The sequence below is a fragment of the Pseudonocardia sp. 73-21 genome (genome assembly GCF_001899645.1).
Taxonomy (GTDB): domain Bacteria; phylum Actinomycetota; class Actinomycetes; order Mycobacteriales; family Pseudonocardiaceae; genus Pseudonocardia.
In genome coordinates, this window is the sequence record NZ_MKVV01000098.1 from 81353 (window position 1) to 97143 (window position 15791).

Genomic DNA, 15791 nt, shown 5'->3' on the forward strand with positions numbered 1-15791 from the left:
CAGGAGATGTACGCACGTGGCCACCACGAACGACCTGAAGAACGGCTTGGTGCTCAACCTCGACGGCCAGCTGTGGACGGTCACCGCCTTCCAGCACGTCAAGCCCGGCAAGGGCGGCGCCTTCGTGCGCACCACGCTGAAGAACGTGATGACGGGCAAGGTCGTCGACAAGACGTTCAACGCCGGCACCAAGGTCGAGACCGCCACCGTCGACCGTCGCGACATGACCTTCCTCTACCGCGACGGCGCCGACTTCGTGTTCATGGACGGCGACACGTTCGACCAGATCCCGATCCCGGAGGTCACGGTCGGCACGAACGCCGGCTACCTGCTGGAGAACCAGTCGGCGATGGTCGCGCTGCACGAGAGCGTGCCGCTCTACATCGAGCTGCCCACCTCGGTGGAGCTGCTGATCAGCCACACCGACCCGGGCCTGCAGGGCGACCGCTCCACCGGCGGCACCAAGCCCGCCACCCTGGAGACGGGTGCGGAGATCCAGGTGCCGCTGTTCGTCACCACCGGCGAGAAGGTCAAGGTGGACACCCGCGACGGGCGCTACCTCGGCCGCGTCTCCGCCTGATGGGGTTCTGGGCATGATCAGGGCCCGCACCAGGGCGCGGAAACGTGCCCTGGACATCCTCTTCGAGTCCGAGGCGCGGGGTGACGACCCGCTGGAGGTCCTCACCCAGCGCGTCGAGACCGACGACGCCCCGCCGGTGTCGGACTACGCCGCCATGCTGGTGAAGGGCGTCGTCGAGCACCGCGGGCGCATCGACCAGCTGCTCGCCGAGCACGCCGAGGGCTGGTCGGTGGCCCGCATGCCGGCCGTCGACCGCACGCTGCTGCGCATCGGCGTGTTCGAGCTGCTGTGGGTCGACGAGATCGACGACCCCGTGGCCATCACCGAGGCCGTCGAGCTCGCGCGCACGCTGTCCACCGACGACAGCCCCCGCTTCCTCAACGGCGTGCTCGGCCGCATCTCCGACATCGCCGAGCACCTGCGCGCTACGCGCTGAGCAGCGTCACGGCGAGCTGCGTGAGCAGCTCGACCGTGCGCTCCGGGGACACGCCGCCGTGGCGGCGCAGCTCCACGAACGACTGCACGCTGGTGATCATGTGCAGGGTCGCCACCGCCTCGTCGGCGTCGAGCCCGTCGCGCAGCGCGCCCGCTCCGACGAGGCGGGCCACCAGCCCCTCGACCGACCGCCGCTGGTCCGCCCGCTGCTCGTCGATGATCCGGATCGCGCCGGGTTCCAGCTCCACCACGGCCTTCGCCGTGAGCAGGATGTGACCCTGCCGCTCCCACAGGGCCGCCGCCGCGGCCACCACGGCGGGTAGGGCGGCGCGCGGGTCGTCGACCAGGAACGCCTCCCGGACGGCCCGGATCTCCGGCCCGCCCGAGCAGCGGACGCTCAGCGCCTCCAGCACGCCCAGCTTGGATCCGAACCGGCCGAACACGGTGGCGCGGGCCACCCCGGCGTGCTCGGCGAGCTCGGCCACCGTCGCCTGGTGGAACGTGCCGGCGTCGATCAGCTTCTCGGCCGCGGCCAGCACGCGGCTCTCGGTGGCCGAGGGAGAGGTGTCGTCGGGGCGGGGGCGCAGGTACGGGCGGACGGCCACGGACCCAGCGTAGACGACTGTTCCGATCACGGGTCCAGATTGCTAGTCTGGACTCATGGTCCAAGCTCTCAGTCTCACGCGTCCCGCTCGCCCGCACGCGGCCCGCGACCTGCCCGGGATCGTCCGCGGCGCCGTCGAGGCGGGCCGCGACGAGGCCGACGTGCTGCGCCGGCTCCCGGCGAGCCTGCTGGAGGCCCTGCGCGCCGCCGGCGCGTTCCGCCTCTCGACGCCGCGCGAACTCGGCGGGTTCGAGGCGAGCCTGAGCGAGTCGCTGGAGGTCCTCGAGTGCCTGGCCCGGCTGGACGGGCCGGTCGCGTGGAACGTCTGGAACGGCAACCTCGGCTTCTCCGCGGCCCTGCTGCCCGCGGCGGGGGTGGACCGGATCTGGGGTGACGGGGCCGATCCCGTGATCGCGAACTCGGCCCGGCCGACGGGGGTCGGGGTGGAGGTCGACGGCGGGTTCGCGCTGTCGGGTCGGTGGGACATGGTCAGTGCCGCGGACTCGGCCGACTGGATCGCCCTGTTCGGCACCGTCTCCCCGGGCGACCGGCCCGACGTGCGGGTCTTCTACACCCGGCGCGCGGACATCACCGTGCTCGACACCTGGGACGTCACCGGGATGCGTGGCACGGGCAGTGGCAGCGTGGTCGCCGACGGGGTCCTCGTGCCGGGCGATCTCGTGGTCAGCCCGTTCGGACCGGCGCGGATCGACCGCCCGCTCTACCGGATACCGGCGTTCACCCTCGCCTCCACGGGCTGCGCGGCCGTCGTCCTCGGGATCGCCGCCGCGGCCGTCGAGGAGATCGTCGCGCTCGCACCGGGCAAGGGCACCGACAACGGGATGCTGGCCGGGCGCGGTTACGCGCAGTCGGCGGTCAGTGGCACCGACGCCGCGCTGCGGGCGGCCCGGCTCCTGCTGCTGGCGGCGGCGGCCGACGTCGACGAAGCGGCGGTCGCGGGTGCGGTTCCGCTCGCGCTCCGGGGTGCCCTGCGCGGCGCGATGTGCCACGCGGCGTCCACCGCCCGGGACGCCCTCACCGCGATGTACGCCCTGGGCAGCTCGGTGTCGCTCTACCGTGGCGGTCGACTGGAGCGGCTGTTCCGCGACGGGTTCGCGGCCGCCCAGCACGGCCTGCTGGCCGCCGGCCACCAGGAGACGGCGGGCCGGATCCGGCTGGGCCTCGATGCCGGCACCCCGATCTTCTGAGGTGAGGGCAGAACCACATCGAATCGATTCGACGCGTGGTCGGCCACCGGCGTAGCGTTCGGGACCGGCCTGCTGCGACGACGAGTGCGGCCACCCCTGTCCACATTCGCCACGCAGGAGCACCGCCATGCCCGTCGCGATCATCGCGATGGCGCTGGGCACGTTCGCCATCGGCCTCACCGAGTTCGCCGTCATGGGTCTGCTGCCCCGCATCGCCACCGACCTGTCCGTCTCCGTCGCCGGGGCCGGCAACCTCGTCACGGCCTACGCGATCGGCGTGGTGGTCGGCGCGCCGCTGCTCACCGCGGCCGCGTTCCGGTTGCGCAGGCGCACCGCGCTGCTGCTGTTCATGGGCCTTTTCGTCGCCGGCAACGCCCTCGCGGCGGTCGCTCCGAGCTTCGGCGTCCTGCTCGTCGCCCGGTTCCTCTCCGGTCTCCCGCACGGCGCGTTCTTCGGCGTGGGAGCGCTCGTCGCCGCGTCCCTGGTCGCGGAGCGTCGTCGGGCGTCGGCCGTCGCGACGATGCTGCTCGGGCTGACCCTGGCCAACCTCGTCGGCGTGCCGCTCACCACCGCGCTCGGGTCCACGGCGGGCTGGCGGCTGGCGTTCGTGATCATCACCGGTATCGCGCTGCTGTGCATCGGCGGGATGCTCGCAACCGTCCCCCGCGAGGCCATCCCCGCGGTCCGCCCGCGGCTGGCGGGGGAGTTCGCCGCGTTCCGCAAGCCCGCGGTCCTGCTGGCGCTCGCCGCGGTGGTCGTGGGCTGCGGCGGGCTGTTCTCCTTCTACACGTTCATCGCGCCGATGCTCACCGAGCGGACGGGTCTCGGCCCGGGGGCCGTGCCGGTGCTGCTGGCCGTGTTCGGCCTCGGCATGACCGTCGGGTCGGTGCTCGGAGGCCGGTTGTCGGACCGCTTCGACCCCCGCCACGTCGTCGTCGCCCTCCTCGCGGGCCAGGCAGTGCTCCTGCTGCTGGCCGTGCCCGCGATGGCCTCGCCCGTGCTCGCGCCCGCGGTGGTCTTCGGCGTCGGGGTGCTGGGCCTGGGCCTCGTCCCCGCCGTGCAGACCATGGTGATGGACGCGGCCGGCGACGCACCCTCGCTGGCCTCGGCGGCCATCCAGTCGGCCTTCAACCTCTCCAACGCGGTCGGCGCCTCCCTGGGCGGCCTGGTGCTCGCGGCCGGCCTGGGCCTCGCCGCGCCGCCGGCGGCCGGCGCCCTGCTGGCGGCGCTGGGCATCGTCCCGGCATGGGCGGCGGTGGCCCTGGCGCGCCGGCGGAGCCGCCGAGTGCCGGTCCCGGCCTGACGCGCGAGTCGGCGGTTCCGGGAGGTGCGGTCGGCAGGATCGGCCGTGGGTGGCACAACCGGCCAGATGTGGCCGGCAACGCGCCGACCGCTGATCATGGGAAGGGCCCCCGCCGGGACGCCCGCGCTCCCTGCGAGGTGCCGGTCGCGCCGTCACCCGCCCGCGCGTTGTCCACACGAGACGTCCACAGACGACAGAGCCGCACCGGGGCAGCCGGTGCGGCTCTGTCGTCGCTCGCGGGCCTGGCACCCTTCCCCAGGTGCCCGCCCGGTGGTCCTACGAGACGGGGCGCGCCTCGGGAGGCAGGACGCCCCAGTCGATGAGCTGGTCGGTGAGCTCGCCGGGCGTCATGTCGTAGATGATCGACAGCGACCGGAGGTCCTCGGCACGGATCGAGAGGACCTTGCCGTTGTAGTCACCGCGCTGGCTCTGGATCGCGGCGGCGTAACGGGCGAGCGGGCCGACCTTGTCGGCCGGGAGCTGCTGCAGCCGCTCCAGGTTGATGACGATCTTCGTGGCCGGCTCGGAGCCGGACGGCACGCGCCCCTCGGGGAGTAGTTCGGCCACGGGAACGCCGTAGAAGTCGGCCAGCTCGGCCAGCTTCTGCACCGTGACGGCCCGGTCGCCGCGCTCGTACGAGCCGACGACGACGGCCTTCCAGCGACCGCCCGACTTCTGTTCCACTCCGTGCAGCGACAAGCCCTGCTGTTGCCGGATGGCGCGCAGCTTGCCGCCGAGCGCCTTGGCGTAGTCGCCCATCTGGCGACCTCCTCACTTGCTGGTCCGTCGGTCCTGCCGCGGGGGTGGGGCCGACCTGGTGATGACGTGTAAAGCGCCGTGCCGTCTGATGCGCAGGGAGCCGAAGCGCAGCGGTGCGGCCCTCGCCCGCGGTGGTGCTGCCCCCCGCTTCCGCGGCCACCCTGCGAGCAAGAGTTCAATACGGAGAGTAATCATGCGCTTGCGCCGTCGATCGGTCAAGCCGGTCACCCCCTGACGGGGTTTCCGGACCCAGAGATCACTCGAACGGCTGATCGACACGCCCCGGCCTGGCCTTACGACCGTAGTATTCGTGGCAACTCTCCGTCAGATGGTGACAGCTGCGTGGCTGGTGGGGTTCGAGTGGGTGTCCTGGTGGCTCACGCGGGGTTGTGACGCTGGCGATGTCGGGGCGTCCGGGGACGGGTCATCGTCGGGTGCACTGGTACGGTCGGCCACGGCTGGGGTCCGAGTGAGGACCGTTCCTTTAAGGCCCGTCCGGTGAGGCGGGGAAGGAGAGACTCGTGGCGGACGACCGCCGCGGGGACCAGGCAGGCGCCGATGCTCCCGGCCGGGAGCTGCTCAGCGCCGCCGACGTCACCCGCACCATCGCGCGCATCGCGCACCAGATCATCGAGAAGACCGCGGGCACCGACAACGTCGTGCTCATCGGCATCCCCACGCGCGGTGCCGTGCTGGCCCGACGGCTGGCCGCGGCGATCGAGGAGTTCGAGGGCAGCGCACCCGCCGTCGGGTTCGTCGACCCCACGCTCTACCGCGACGACCTGCGCCGCCGTCCCGCCCGCGCGCTGGAGGACACCCAGGTGCCCGAGGGCGGCCTCGACGACACGCTCGTCGTCCTGGTCGACGACGTGCTGATGTCCGGGCGCACCGTGCGGGCGGCGCTGGATGCCCTGAGCGACCACGGCCGCCCGCGCGCCGTGCAGCTCGCCGTGCTGGTCGACCGCGGCCACCGCGAGCTGCCGATCCGGGCCGACTACGTCGGCAAGAACGTGCCCACCGCCCGCGACGAGCAGATCCTCGTCCTGCTCGACGAGACCGACGGCGCCGACGCCGTCCGATTGGGACGCACGTGAAGCACCTGCTCTCGGTGACCGACCTCGACGCCGCCGCGGCCACCGCCCTGCTCGACACCTCCGACCGGCTCAAGCAGGCCCTGCTCGGCCGTGAGGTCCGCAAGCTCCCCACCCTGCGTGGTCGCACCGTCATCACGATGTTCTACGAGAACTCCACCCGCACCCGCGTCTCGTTCGAGATCGCCGGCAAGTGGATGAGCGCCGACACCGTCAACGTCAGCGCGTCCGGCTCGTCGGTGGCGAAGGGCGAGTCCCTGCGTGACACCTCGCTGACGCTCTCCGCGATGGGCGCCGACTGCGTGATCGTCCGGCACCCCGCGTCGGGCTCGGCGCACCGGCTGGCCGCCTGGGCCGACCGCGACGCCGACACCACCGGCACGCACACCTCGATCGTCAACGCCGGCGACGGCACCCACGAGCACCCCACCCAGGCCCTGCTCGACGCGGCCACCCTGCGCGACCGTCTCGGCGGCATCGCCGGGCGCCGCATCGGGATCGTGGGCGACATCCTGCACAGCCGCGTCGCCCGCTCCAACGTCTTCCTGCTCGCGACGCTCGGTGCGGAGGTGGTGGTGATCGCCCCGCCCACCCTGCTGCCCGTCGGCATCGCGGAGTGGCCCTGCCGGGTCAGCCCCGAGCTGGACGCCGAGCTGCCCGCCCTGGACGCGGTGATGATGCTGCGCGTGCAGGCCGAGCGGATGCACGGCTCGTTCTTCCCGTCCTCGCGCGAGTACGCGGTGCGCTACGGCCTCTCGTCCGACCGCGCCGCGCTGCTGCCCGACCGCGCCGTCGTGCTGCACCCGGGGCCGATGGTGCGCGGCATGGAGATCGCGCCCGCGGTGGCCGACGGCCCGCGCTCGGCGGTGCTGGCCCAGGTCCGCAACGGCGTCCACGTGCGCATGGCGGTCCTATACCACCTCCTCGCCGGAGCCCCGGAGTGAGCGCTGCAACCACGAACGGAGCTCCCGTGCACGACCTGCTGATCACCTCCGCCCGGCCCTACGGCGTCGGGGACGCCGTGGACCTGCTGATCCGGGACGGCGTCGTCGTCGAGATGGGCCCCGGTCTCGTCGCGCCGGACGGCATCCCGACCCTCGACGCCGACGGCCTCGTGCTCCTGCCCGGCCTCGTCGACCTGCACACCCACCTGCGCGAGCCCGGCGGGGAGGAGTCGGAGACCATCGCCACCGGCTGCGCCGCCGCCGCGCTGGGCGGCTACACCGCGGTGTTCGCGATGCCCAACACCGACCCGGTCGCCGACTCCGACGTCGTGGTCGAGCACGTGCGCCGCCGCGGCGAGGAGGTCGGGCTGGTCGACGTCCACCCCGTCGGCGCGGTCACCGTCGGCCTCGAGGGCGTCAAGATGGCCGAGCTCGGCACGATGGCGATGAGCCGCGCGCAGGTGCGGATGTTCTCCGACGACGGCAGGTGCGTGCACGACCCCCTGATCATGCGCCGTGCCCTGGAGTACGCCTCCGCGCTCGACGTCGTGATCGCCCAGCACGCCGAGGACCACCGCCTCACCGCGGGCGCCCAGGCCCACGAGGGCGTCGTCGCGTCGCGGCTGGGGCTGGCCGGCTGGCCCGCCACCGCCGAGGAGACGATCGTCGCCCGCGACTGCGCGCTGGCCCGCGAGGCCGGGGCCGCGCTGCACGTCTGTCACGTCTCCAGCGCGCGGACCATCGACGTCCTGCGTGCCGCCAAGGCCGCGGGCGTGCGGGTCAGCGCCGAGGTCACGCCGCACCATCTGCTGCTCACCGACGCGCGGCTGACCAGCTACGACCCGGTCAACAAGGTCAACCCGCCGCTGCGCACCGGCCCCGACACGCAGGCCATGCGGCAGGCGCTCGCCGAGGGCGTCATCGACGTCGTCGCCACCGACCACGCGCCGCACGCCAGCCAGTACAAGGACACCGAGTGGGCCGCGGCCAAGCCGGGCATGCTCGGGCTGCAGACGGCGCTGTCGGTGGTGGTGCTCGCGTGCGTCGAGTCCGGGCTGCTGGACTGGCGGGGCGTCGCGCGGGTGATGTCGGAGCGGCCCGCGGAGATCGCCGGGCTGCCCGACCACGGTCGTCCCATCGCGGAGGGCGAGCCGGCGAACCTGGTGCTCGTCGACCCCGACGGGGTCTGGACCGTACGGGGCGAGAACCTCGCCAGCCTGGCGTCCAACACGCCCTACGAGGGCATGCGGCTGCCGGCCACGGTGGTCGCCACGGTCCTGAGGGGCCGCATCACGGCTCAGGGCGGAGTGGCTGCGCCCTCGGGTGCTGCACAGAACGGAGAGAGAGTGTGACCGCGCTACTCGTCCTCGAGGACGGCAGGATCTTCCGCGGGGAGGCCTACGGCGCCACCGGGACCGGGCTCGGCGAGGCGGTGTTCACCACCGGCATGACCGGCTACCAGGAGACGCTGACCGACCCCTCCTACCACCGCCAGATCGTGGTGCAGACCGCCCCGCAGATCGGCAACACCGGCTGGAACGACGAGGACGACGAGTCCGCGGGGATCCAGGTCGCCGGGTACGTGGTGCGCGACCCGAGCCGCTCGCCGTCCAACTGGCGCGCCACGGGCTCACTGGGCGACGCCCTCGTGGCGCAGGGGATCGTGGGGGTGTCCGGTGTGGACACCCGAGCACTGGTGCGGCACCTGCGCGAGCGCGGCGCCATGCGGGCCGGTGTGTTCTCCGGCGACGATCTGGCCGCCGACGCCGATCTCGTGGAGCGCGTGCGGCAGAGCCCGCCGATGGAGGGCGCCGACCTCTACGGCGCCGTCACCACCCGCGAGCCCTATGTTGTTGCGGCGCAGGGCACTGCGCGGTTCCGGGTGGCCGCGCTCGACGTCGGGATCAAGGCCAACACGCCGCGGATGCTGGCGGCACGGGGCATCGAGACCCACGTGCTGCCCGCGTCCACGACGATCGAGGAGATCGAGGCGCTGAACCCCGACGGGTTCTTCCTCTCCAACGGTCCCGGCGACCCGGCCACCGCGGACGGCCCCGTGGAGCTCACCCAGCAGGTCCTGGAGCGGCGGATCCCGCTGTTCGGCATCTGCTTCGGCAACCAGATCCTCGGCCGCGCACTGGGCCGCGACACGTTCAAGCTGCGCTACGGCCACCGCGGCATCAACATCCCGGTGATCGAGCACGCCACCGGCCGCGTCGCGATCACGTCGCAGAACCACGGGTTCGCCGTGGCGGGCGAGGCGGGGGAGCGGTTCGACACCCCGTTCGGCCCGGGCCGGATCACCCACACCTGTCCCAACGACGGCTGCGTCGAGGGACTGGAACTGGTGGACGCGCCCGCGTTCAGCGTCCAGTACCACCCCGAGGCGGCGGCCGGCCCGCACGACGCGGCGGATCTGTTCGACCGCTTCGCGGAGCTCATGTCGGGCGGCGGCCGCCACCGCCTGGCCGGAGGCGGCTCGTGAACTCCCGGACCCACCCGACGACCAGCAGCACCGAGACGGAGGAGCGCCAGCGTGCCCAAGCGTGACGACATCCACCACGTGATGGTGATCGGGTCCGGGCCGATCGTCATCGGGCAGGCGTGCGAGTTCGACTACTCCGGCACCCAGGCGTGTCGCGTGCTGCAGGCCGAGGGCATCCGCGTGTCGCTGGTGAACTCCAACCCGGCGACGATCATGACCGACCCCGAGTTCGCCGACGCCACCTACATCGAGCCGATCACGCCCGGGTTCGTGGAGCAGGTGATCGCGGCCGAGCGGCCCGACGCCATCCTCGCGACACTGGGCGGGCAGACCGCGCTCAACACCGCGATCGCGTTGCACGACAACGGTGTGCTGGAGCGCTACGGCGTCGAGCTGATCGGTGCCGACGTCGAGGCCATCCAGCGCGGTGAGGACCGGCTGAAGTTCAAGGAGATCGTGCTCGGCGTCGGCGGCGAGGTGCCGCGCAGCGCCGTCTGCCACTCCATGGAGGAGGTGCGCGCCGCCGTCGCCGACCTCGGGCTGCCCGTCGTCATCCGGCCGTCGTTCACCATGGGCGGTCTCGGCTCGGGCATGGCCCACACCGAGGCCGACCTGGAGCGGCTCGCGGGCGGTGGGCTCGCCGCGTCGCCGGTCACCGAGGTGCTCATCGAGGAGTCGGTGCTCGGGTGGAAGGAGTTCGAGCTCGAGCTCATGCGTGACCGCAACGACAACGTCGTGGTCATCTGCTCGATCGAGAACATCGACCCGATGGGCGTGCACACCGGCGACTCGATCACCGTCGCACCCGCCATGACGCTGACGGACCGCGAGTACCAGCACATGCGCGACGTCGGCATCGCCGTGCTGCGCGCGGTCGGCGTCGACACCGGTGGCTGCAACATCCAGTTCGCGATCCACCCCGACACCGGGCGCCTCGTCGTGATCGAGATGAACCCGCGCGTCTCCCGGTCGAGTGCGCTGGCGTCCAAGGCCACCGGATTCCCGATCGCGAAGATCGCGGCGCGGCTGGCCGTCGGCTACACCCTCGACGAGATCCGCAACGACATCACCGGCGAGACGCTGGCCGCGTTCGAGCCCACGCTCGACTACGTGGCCGTGAAGATCCCGCGGTTCGCGTTCGAGAAGTTCCCCGGGGCCGATCCCGAGCTGACCACGACGATGAAGAGCGTCGGTGAGGCGATGGCGCTGGGTCGGTCGTTCCCGGAGGCACTGGGCAAGGCGTTGCGGTCCATGGAGACCACCGCAGCGTCGTTCTGGACCACCCCCGACCCCGAGGGCGAGCCGGAGATCCGCACGCCCGTCGACGGCCGGATCTACGCGATCGAGCGCGCGCTGCGGGGCGGGGCGTCGATCGCCCAGGTCACCGAGACCTCGGGCATCGACCCGTGGTTCCTCGACCAGATCCTCGTGCTCGTCGAGCTCCGTGCGGAGATCGGGAACGCGCCGGTGCTCGACGCCGCGCTGCTGCGCCGGGCCAAGCGCGCGGGGCTCTCGGACCGGCAGCTGGCCGCGCTGCGCCCCGAGTTCGCCGGCGAGGACGGGGTGCGCTCGCTGCGGCACCGGCTGGGGATCCGGCCCGTCTACAAGACGGTGGACACCTGCGCCGCGGAGTTCGCCGCGAAGACGCCGTACCACTACAGCGCCTACGAGACCGACCCGTCCGCGGAGTCGGAGATCGCGGCGCAGACCGAGAAGCCGAAGGTGCTGATCCTCGGCTCGGGGCCCAACCGCATCGGGCAGGGCATCGAGTTCGACTACTCGTGCGTCCACGCCGTGATGGCGCTGCGCGAGGCCGGGTTCGAGACCGTGATGGTCAACTGCAACCCCGAGACCGTCTCCACCGACTACGACACCGCCGACCGCCTCTACTTCGAGCCGCTGACCTTCGAGGACGTGCTCGAGGTGGTGCACGCCGAGCAGGAGAGCGGGACCGTCGCCGGCGTGATCGTGCAGCTCGGCGGTCAGACCCCGCTCGGACTCGCCGCCCGGCTGACGGCCGCGGGCGTGCCCGTCGTCGGGACGTCGGCCGCGGCGATCGACCTCGCCGAGGACCGCGGGGCGTTCGGTGAGGTGCTGCGCAAGGCCGGCCTCCCCGCCCCGGCGTTCGGGATGGCCACGTCGTTCCCGGAGGCGCAGGAGATCGCCGCCCGCATCGGCTACCCCGTGCTGGTGCGTCCGTCCTACGTGCTCGGCGGGCGCGGCATGGAGATCGTGTACGACGACGAGACGCTGCGCGGTTACATCTCCCGCGCCACCACGATCAGCGACGAGCGCCCGGTGCTGGTCGACCGGTTCCTCGACGACGCCATCGAGATCGACGTCGACGCGCTGTGCGACGGCACGGAGGTGTTCCTCGGCGGCGTGATGGAGCACATCGAGGAGGCCGGCGTGCACTCCGGCGACTCCTCCTGCACGCTGCCGCCGATCACGCTGGGCACCTCGGTGCTGGAGGCGGTGCGGCGCTCCACCGAGGCCATCGCCTACGGCGTCGGGGTGCGGGGGTTGCTCAACGTGCAGTACGCGCTGCACGGCGACACGCTCTACGTGCTGGAGGCCAACCCGCGGGCGTCACGCACGGTGCCGTTCGTGTCCAAGGCGACGGCGGTGCCGCTGGCCAAGGCGGCGGCGCGGATCATGCTGGGCGCCACCATCGCGTCGTTGAGGGAGGAGGGTCTCCTCCCGGCGAACGGTGACGGCGGGGAGCTGCCACCCGACGCGCCCATCGCGGTGAAGGAGGCGGTGCTGCCGTTCAATCGTTTCCGCACCCCCGAGGGCAAGAACATCGACCCGCTGCTGGGCCCGGAGATGAAGTCCACCGGCGAGGTCATGGGCTTCGACGCCTCCTTCGGCGCGGCGTTCGCCAAGTCGCAGGCCGGGGCGTACGGATCGCTGCCGACCTCAGGTCGCGTGTTCGTCTCGATGGCCGACCGCGACAAGCGGGCCATGATCTTCCCCGTGCTGCGGCTGGCGGACCTGGGCTTCGAGGTCCTGGCCACGGCCGGCACCGCGGACGTGCTGCGACGCTACGGGCTCACGCCCACGGTGGTGCGCAAGCACTACGAGGGTGGGGAGACCATTGTGGACAGGATCCTCGCCGGCGACGTCGACCTGATCATCAACACTCCCTACGGCAACTCCGGGCCCCGCATCGACGGCTACGAGATCCGGGCGGCAGCGGTGTCGCGCGGTGTGCCGTGCGTGACCACGGTGCAGGGTGCGGCCGCTGCGGTGCAGGGGATCGAGGCGATGAAGGCCGGGAAGATCGGCGTCCGGTCGCTGCAGGACGCCCACGCCGCGCTGACCAAGGCGCGGTCGTGACCGAGTGCGGCTCCGCCGCCCGTGCGCGGATAACGGTGTTCCCGCACCGATATCCGCGCACGACCCCCGGGAGGTTGCGGTGATGGACACCTTCGGCACACGACTCGCGGCTGCCGTCACCACCCACGGCAACCTCTGCGCCGGGATCGACCCGCACCCGGGGTTGCTCGCGGCCTGGGACCTGACCGACGACGCCGAGGGCCTCGAGTCCTTCGCGACCACCTGCGCGGAGGCGTTCGCCGGGCACATCGGCGTGGTCAAGCCGCAGTCGGCGTTCTTCGAGCGGCACGGCTCGGCGGGGATCGCCGTGCTGGAGCGGCTGCTGGAGGCGTTCGACGGGACGGACACGCTGGTGATCCTCGACGCCAAGCGCGGTGACATCGGGTCCACGATGGACGGCTATGCCGACGCCTACCTCGGGGTCAAGGCCCCGCTGGGCGCCGACGCCGTCACGCTCTCGCCGTACCTCGGGTTCGGGTCGCTGCTGCCGGGCCTCGACGCCGCGGCCGATGCCGGGCGCGGTGTGTTCGTGCTGGCCCGCACGTCCAACCCGGAGGGGGAGCAGGTGCAGCTCGCCACGGTAGGGGGGCGGAGCGTCGCACAGTCGATCGTGGACGCCGCCGCGGCGCGCAACGCCGGTGCCGAGCCGCTGGGGGACGTCGGGGTGGTGGTCGGGGCCACGAACGACCACGGCCTCGACCTCACCGCGCTCAACGGCGCCGTGCTGGCGCCGGGGCTGGGTGCCCAGGGCGCCGGCCCGGCGGACATCCGGGTGCGGTTCGCCGGGCTGCGGGGGATCGTGCTGCCCGCGGCGTCCCGGTCGGTGCTCGAGGCGGGCCCGGACGTGGCGGCGCTGCGGGGGGCCGCGCAGTCCCTGCGCGACGAACTGTCCGCGGCCGTCTGACGCCCGAGGCGCGACCGCCGTGCGCCGCCGACGTTCGCGCGGTGGTGCGTCAGCCATGATCACCGGATCGGTGCGCTCGCGGCATCATGCTGCCGTCTGTGCACCGGGCTGGTGATCAGCACCAGGAGCGCGGGGTTGTGATCAGCGGTTCGGCGCGTTTCCGGCCGGATCCGGCCGTTCCTGCACCCGAACGCCGATCATGACCGGGCGGATCGACCGGCGCCGGCCGCTGCCGGGATTGGGCCGGCCGCTGGCCCCGACCCGCGCGCACGCTCCGCCGGTGGACCACGGAGGACGATCGGACCCGTGCCGGGGAGGTCAGTGGTGGTGGACGTGCTCATCGTGGACGACGAGCCGCCCTTCCGGTCGGTGGCGCGGATCGTCGTCGGCCTGGTCGGGGGACGGACGGCGACGGCCGAGGCCGAGACGGGTGAGGACGCGCTCAGCCTCGTGGCCAGCACCCACCCGGAGGTGGTCCTCCTGGACATGAACCTGCCCGGCGTCAACGGCATCGAGGCGACCCGGCAGCTGCTGGCCGCCGCCCCGGGCACCACCGCGGTGCTGATGTGCACCTACTCCGCCGACGACCTGCCCCCCGACGCCTCCGACTGCGGCGCCGTGGCCCACCTGGGCGAGGAGGACCTCACGCCGTCCGCTCTCCGTGCGCTGGTGGCCTCGTGAGCGGTCATCGGTGCCCCGGCACCGGTTTCCGCGCACGGGCCCGGAGAGCGATCCCGGCCGCCTGCCAGCCGCCCATGCCGTGCACGCCGCCACCCGGCGGGGTCGAGGACGAGCACAGGTAGAGGCCCGGCACCGGGGTCTGCCACGGGTGGGCACTGAGCACGGGCCTGCTCACGAACTGGCGCCAGTCGCCTGCGCCGCCGTTGATGTCGCCGCCCACCTCGTTGGCGTTGTGGGCCTCCAGCGCCGCGGGACCCATGACGCTGCGGGCCAGCACCCGCTCGCGGAAGCCGGGGGCGAACCGCTCGATCTGGTTCTCGATGGCGGTGGTCATGTCCACAGTAGAGCCGTTGGGGACGTGGCAGTAGGCCCAGAACGTGTGCCTGCCCTCCGGGGCCCGTGACGGGTCGGCGACGCAGGCCTGCACGCCGAGCACGAACGGCCGGTCGGGGTGCCCGCCCCGCGCGATCGCCCGCTCGCTCGCGGCCACCTCCTCGAACGTCCCTCCGATGTGGACGGTACCGGCGCCGCCGACGGCCGGGTCGGCCCACGGTACCGGGGCGTCCAGCGCATAGTCGATCTTGAAGACGCCGGAGCCGTAACGGAAGCGCTCCAGACGGCGCCGGTAGCCGGCGGGCAACCGGTCGCGACCGATCTCCAGCAGCTGGCGGGGCGTGAGGTCCAGCAGCGTGACGGGTGCGGGCGGCAGGTCGGCGAGGTCCCTGACGCGCAGCCCGGTGATGATCTCCGCGCCCAGGCCCCGCAGCCGCGACGCCAGGCCGTCGGCGAGGGCCTGCGTGCCGCCCTTCACCAGCGGCCAGCCCACGGAGTGCGCGAGCGCGCCGATGAGCATCCCGTAGCCGGCCGTGACGGGGGCGTGCAGGTCGAGGATCGCGTGCGCGGCCATGCCCCCGAACGCCGCACGGGCGGCCGGGTCGCGGAACAGCTGCGCGACGGCGGTGGCGGGCAGCGCGCCGAACACGCCGTAGCGGGCCAGCGCGACGGGGGCGCGGGGGAGGTCCAGCGGCGCGAGCAGGGTGTCGACGAGGGGGAGCCCCGCGCGGGCGGTCTCGCCGAGCGTCGCGTGCCAGGCGGTGGCGTCGCGCCCGAACGCCGCGGCCGTCACGTCGACGTCGCGGTGCACGAGCGCGGAGCGGCCACCGTCGAGGGGATGGGCGACCGGCAGCGGCGGGTGCAGGAACTCCACGCCGTCCCGGGTCGGGTCGATGGCCCGGAAGGCCGGTGAGGCCATCGCCAGCGGCAACGCCGTGGCGCAGACGTCGTGGTGGAAGCCGGGCAGCGTCAGCTCCTCGGTGCGCAGGCCACCGCCGAGGCGGTCGGCGGCCTCGACCAGCAGCACCCGCATACCCGCCTCGGCCAGCCGGACGGCGCCGACCAACCCGTTGGGCCCCGACCCGACGACGACGGCGTCGAACCCGTCGCCGGTCATACCGCGTG

The 15791-nt window shown here is 73.0% G+C and carries 14 protein-coding genes; 11 read left to right on the forward strand and 3 right to left on the reverse strand.

The features are described from left to right. Positions 1-16: 16 nt before the first annotated feature. Complete coding sequence (gene efp / locus BGP03_RS31570; RefSeq protein WP_296377194.1) at positions 17-580, forward strand: elongation factor P; 564 nt, start codon at positions 17-19, stop codon at positions 578-580. Positions 581-596: 16 nt separating this feature from the next. After that, positions 597-1016, forward strand: coding sequence for a transcription antitermination factor NusB (nusB, locus tag BGP03_RS31575; RefSeq protein WP_296377212.1), 420 nt, complete (start codon positions 597-599; stop codon positions 1014-1016). On the opposite strand, the gene BGP03_RS31580 is transcribed toward nusB, so the two are convergent. Beyond that, on the reverse strand, positions 1006-1620 hold the full coding sequence (locus BGP03_RS31580) for a TetR/AcrR family transcriptional regulator (protein WP_298800610.1): 615 nt from the start codon (positions 1618-1620) through the stop codon (positions 1006-1008). The two genes, nusB and BGP03_RS31580, sit on opposite strands and share 11 nt — an antisense overlap. Positions 1621-1675: 55 nt before the next feature. On the opposite strand from BGP03_RS31580, the gene BGP03_RS31585 reads away from it, so the two are divergent. Both BGP03_RS31585 and BGP03_RS31590 read left to right on the forward strand, forming a co-directional pair. Next, the gene (locus BGP03_RS31585; RefSeq protein WP_296377192.1) at positions 1676-2827 is read left to right on the forward strand and encodes an acyl-CoA dehydrogenase; all 1152 of its coding nucleotides are present in this window, start codon (positions 1676-1678) and stop codon (positions 2825-2827) included. A gap of 127 nt (positions 2828-2954) precedes the next feature. Then, positions 2955-4130, forward strand: coding sequence for an MFS transporter (locus tag BGP03_RS31590; protein WP_296377191.1), 1176 nt, complete (start codon positions 2955-2957; stop codon positions 4128-4130). Between the two features lie 276 nt (positions 4131-4406). Here BGP03_RS31590 and BGP03_RS31595 read toward each other — a convergent pair whose 3' ends face one another. Next, positions 4407-4889, reverse strand: coding sequence for a transcriptional regulator (locus BGP03_RS31595; protein ID WP_296377190.1), 483 nt, complete (start codon positions 4887-4889; stop codon positions 4407-4409). A 521-nt stretch (positions 4890-5410) separates the two neighbouring features. Between BGP03_RS31595 and pyrR the strand changes: the two genes are divergently transcribed. From pyrR to BGP03_RS31630, 7 genes are all read left to right on the forward strand, one after another. Next, positions 5411-5983 (forward strand): bifunctional pyr operon transcriptional regulator/uracil phosphoribosyltransferase PyrR, encoded by a 573-nt coding sequence (pyrR, locus tag BGP03_RS31600; protein WP_296377189.1) that lies wholly within the window; start codon positions 5411-5413, stop codon positions 5981-5983. After that, positions 5980-6924, forward strand: coding sequence for an aspartate carbamoyltransferase catalytic subunit (locus BGP03_RS31605; RefSeq protein WP_296377188.1), 945 nt, complete (start codon positions 5980-5982; stop codon positions 6922-6924). Before pyrR ends, BGP03_RS31605 begins: the two co-directional genes overlap by 4 nt. A gap of 26 nt (positions 6925-6950) precedes the next feature. Then, entirely contained in the window at positions 6951-8276 is a 1326-nt protein-coding gene (locus BGP03_RS31610; protein WP_296377187.1) for a dihydroorotase, read from the forward strand. Beyond that, entirely contained in the window at positions 8273-9409 is a 1137-nt protein-coding gene (gene carA, locus BGP03_RS31615) for a glutamine-hydrolyzing carbamoyl-phosphate synthase small subunit (protein WP_298800609.1), read from the forward strand. The genes BGP03_RS31610 and carA overlap by 4 nt, the downstream gene beginning before the upstream one ends. 51 nt (positions 9410-9460) lie before the next feature. After that, positions 9461-12748, forward strand: coding sequence for a carbamoyl-phosphate synthase large subunit (gene carB / locus BGP03_RS31620; RefSeq protein ID WP_296377185.1), 3288 nt, complete (start codon positions 9461-9463; stop codon positions 12746-12748). Positions 12749-12830: 82 nt separating this feature from the next. Continuing rightward, positions 12831-13652, forward strand: a complete 822-nt coding sequence (gene pyrF, locus BGP03_RS31625) for an orotidine-5'-phosphate decarboxylase (RefSeq protein ID WP_296377211.1) — start codon at positions 12831-12833, stop codon at positions 13650-13652. Positions 13653-13958: 306 nt separating this feature from the next. Next, entirely contained in the window at positions 13959-14333 is a 375-nt protein-coding gene (locus BGP03_RS31630) for a response regulator (RefSeq protein WP_296377184.1), read from the forward strand. A gap of 4 nt (positions 14334-14337) precedes the next feature. On the opposite strand, the gene BGP03_RS31635 is transcribed toward BGP03_RS31630, so the two are convergent. Next, positions 14338-15783 carry an NAD(P)/FAD-dependent oxidoreductase gene (locus BGP03_RS31635; RefSeq protein ID WP_298800608.1) on the reverse strand — a complete coding sequence of 482 codons (1446 nt, stop codon included), beginning with the start codon at positions 15781-15783 and terminating at the stop codon, positions 14338-14340. Positions 15784-15791 lie beyond the last annotated feature (8 nt).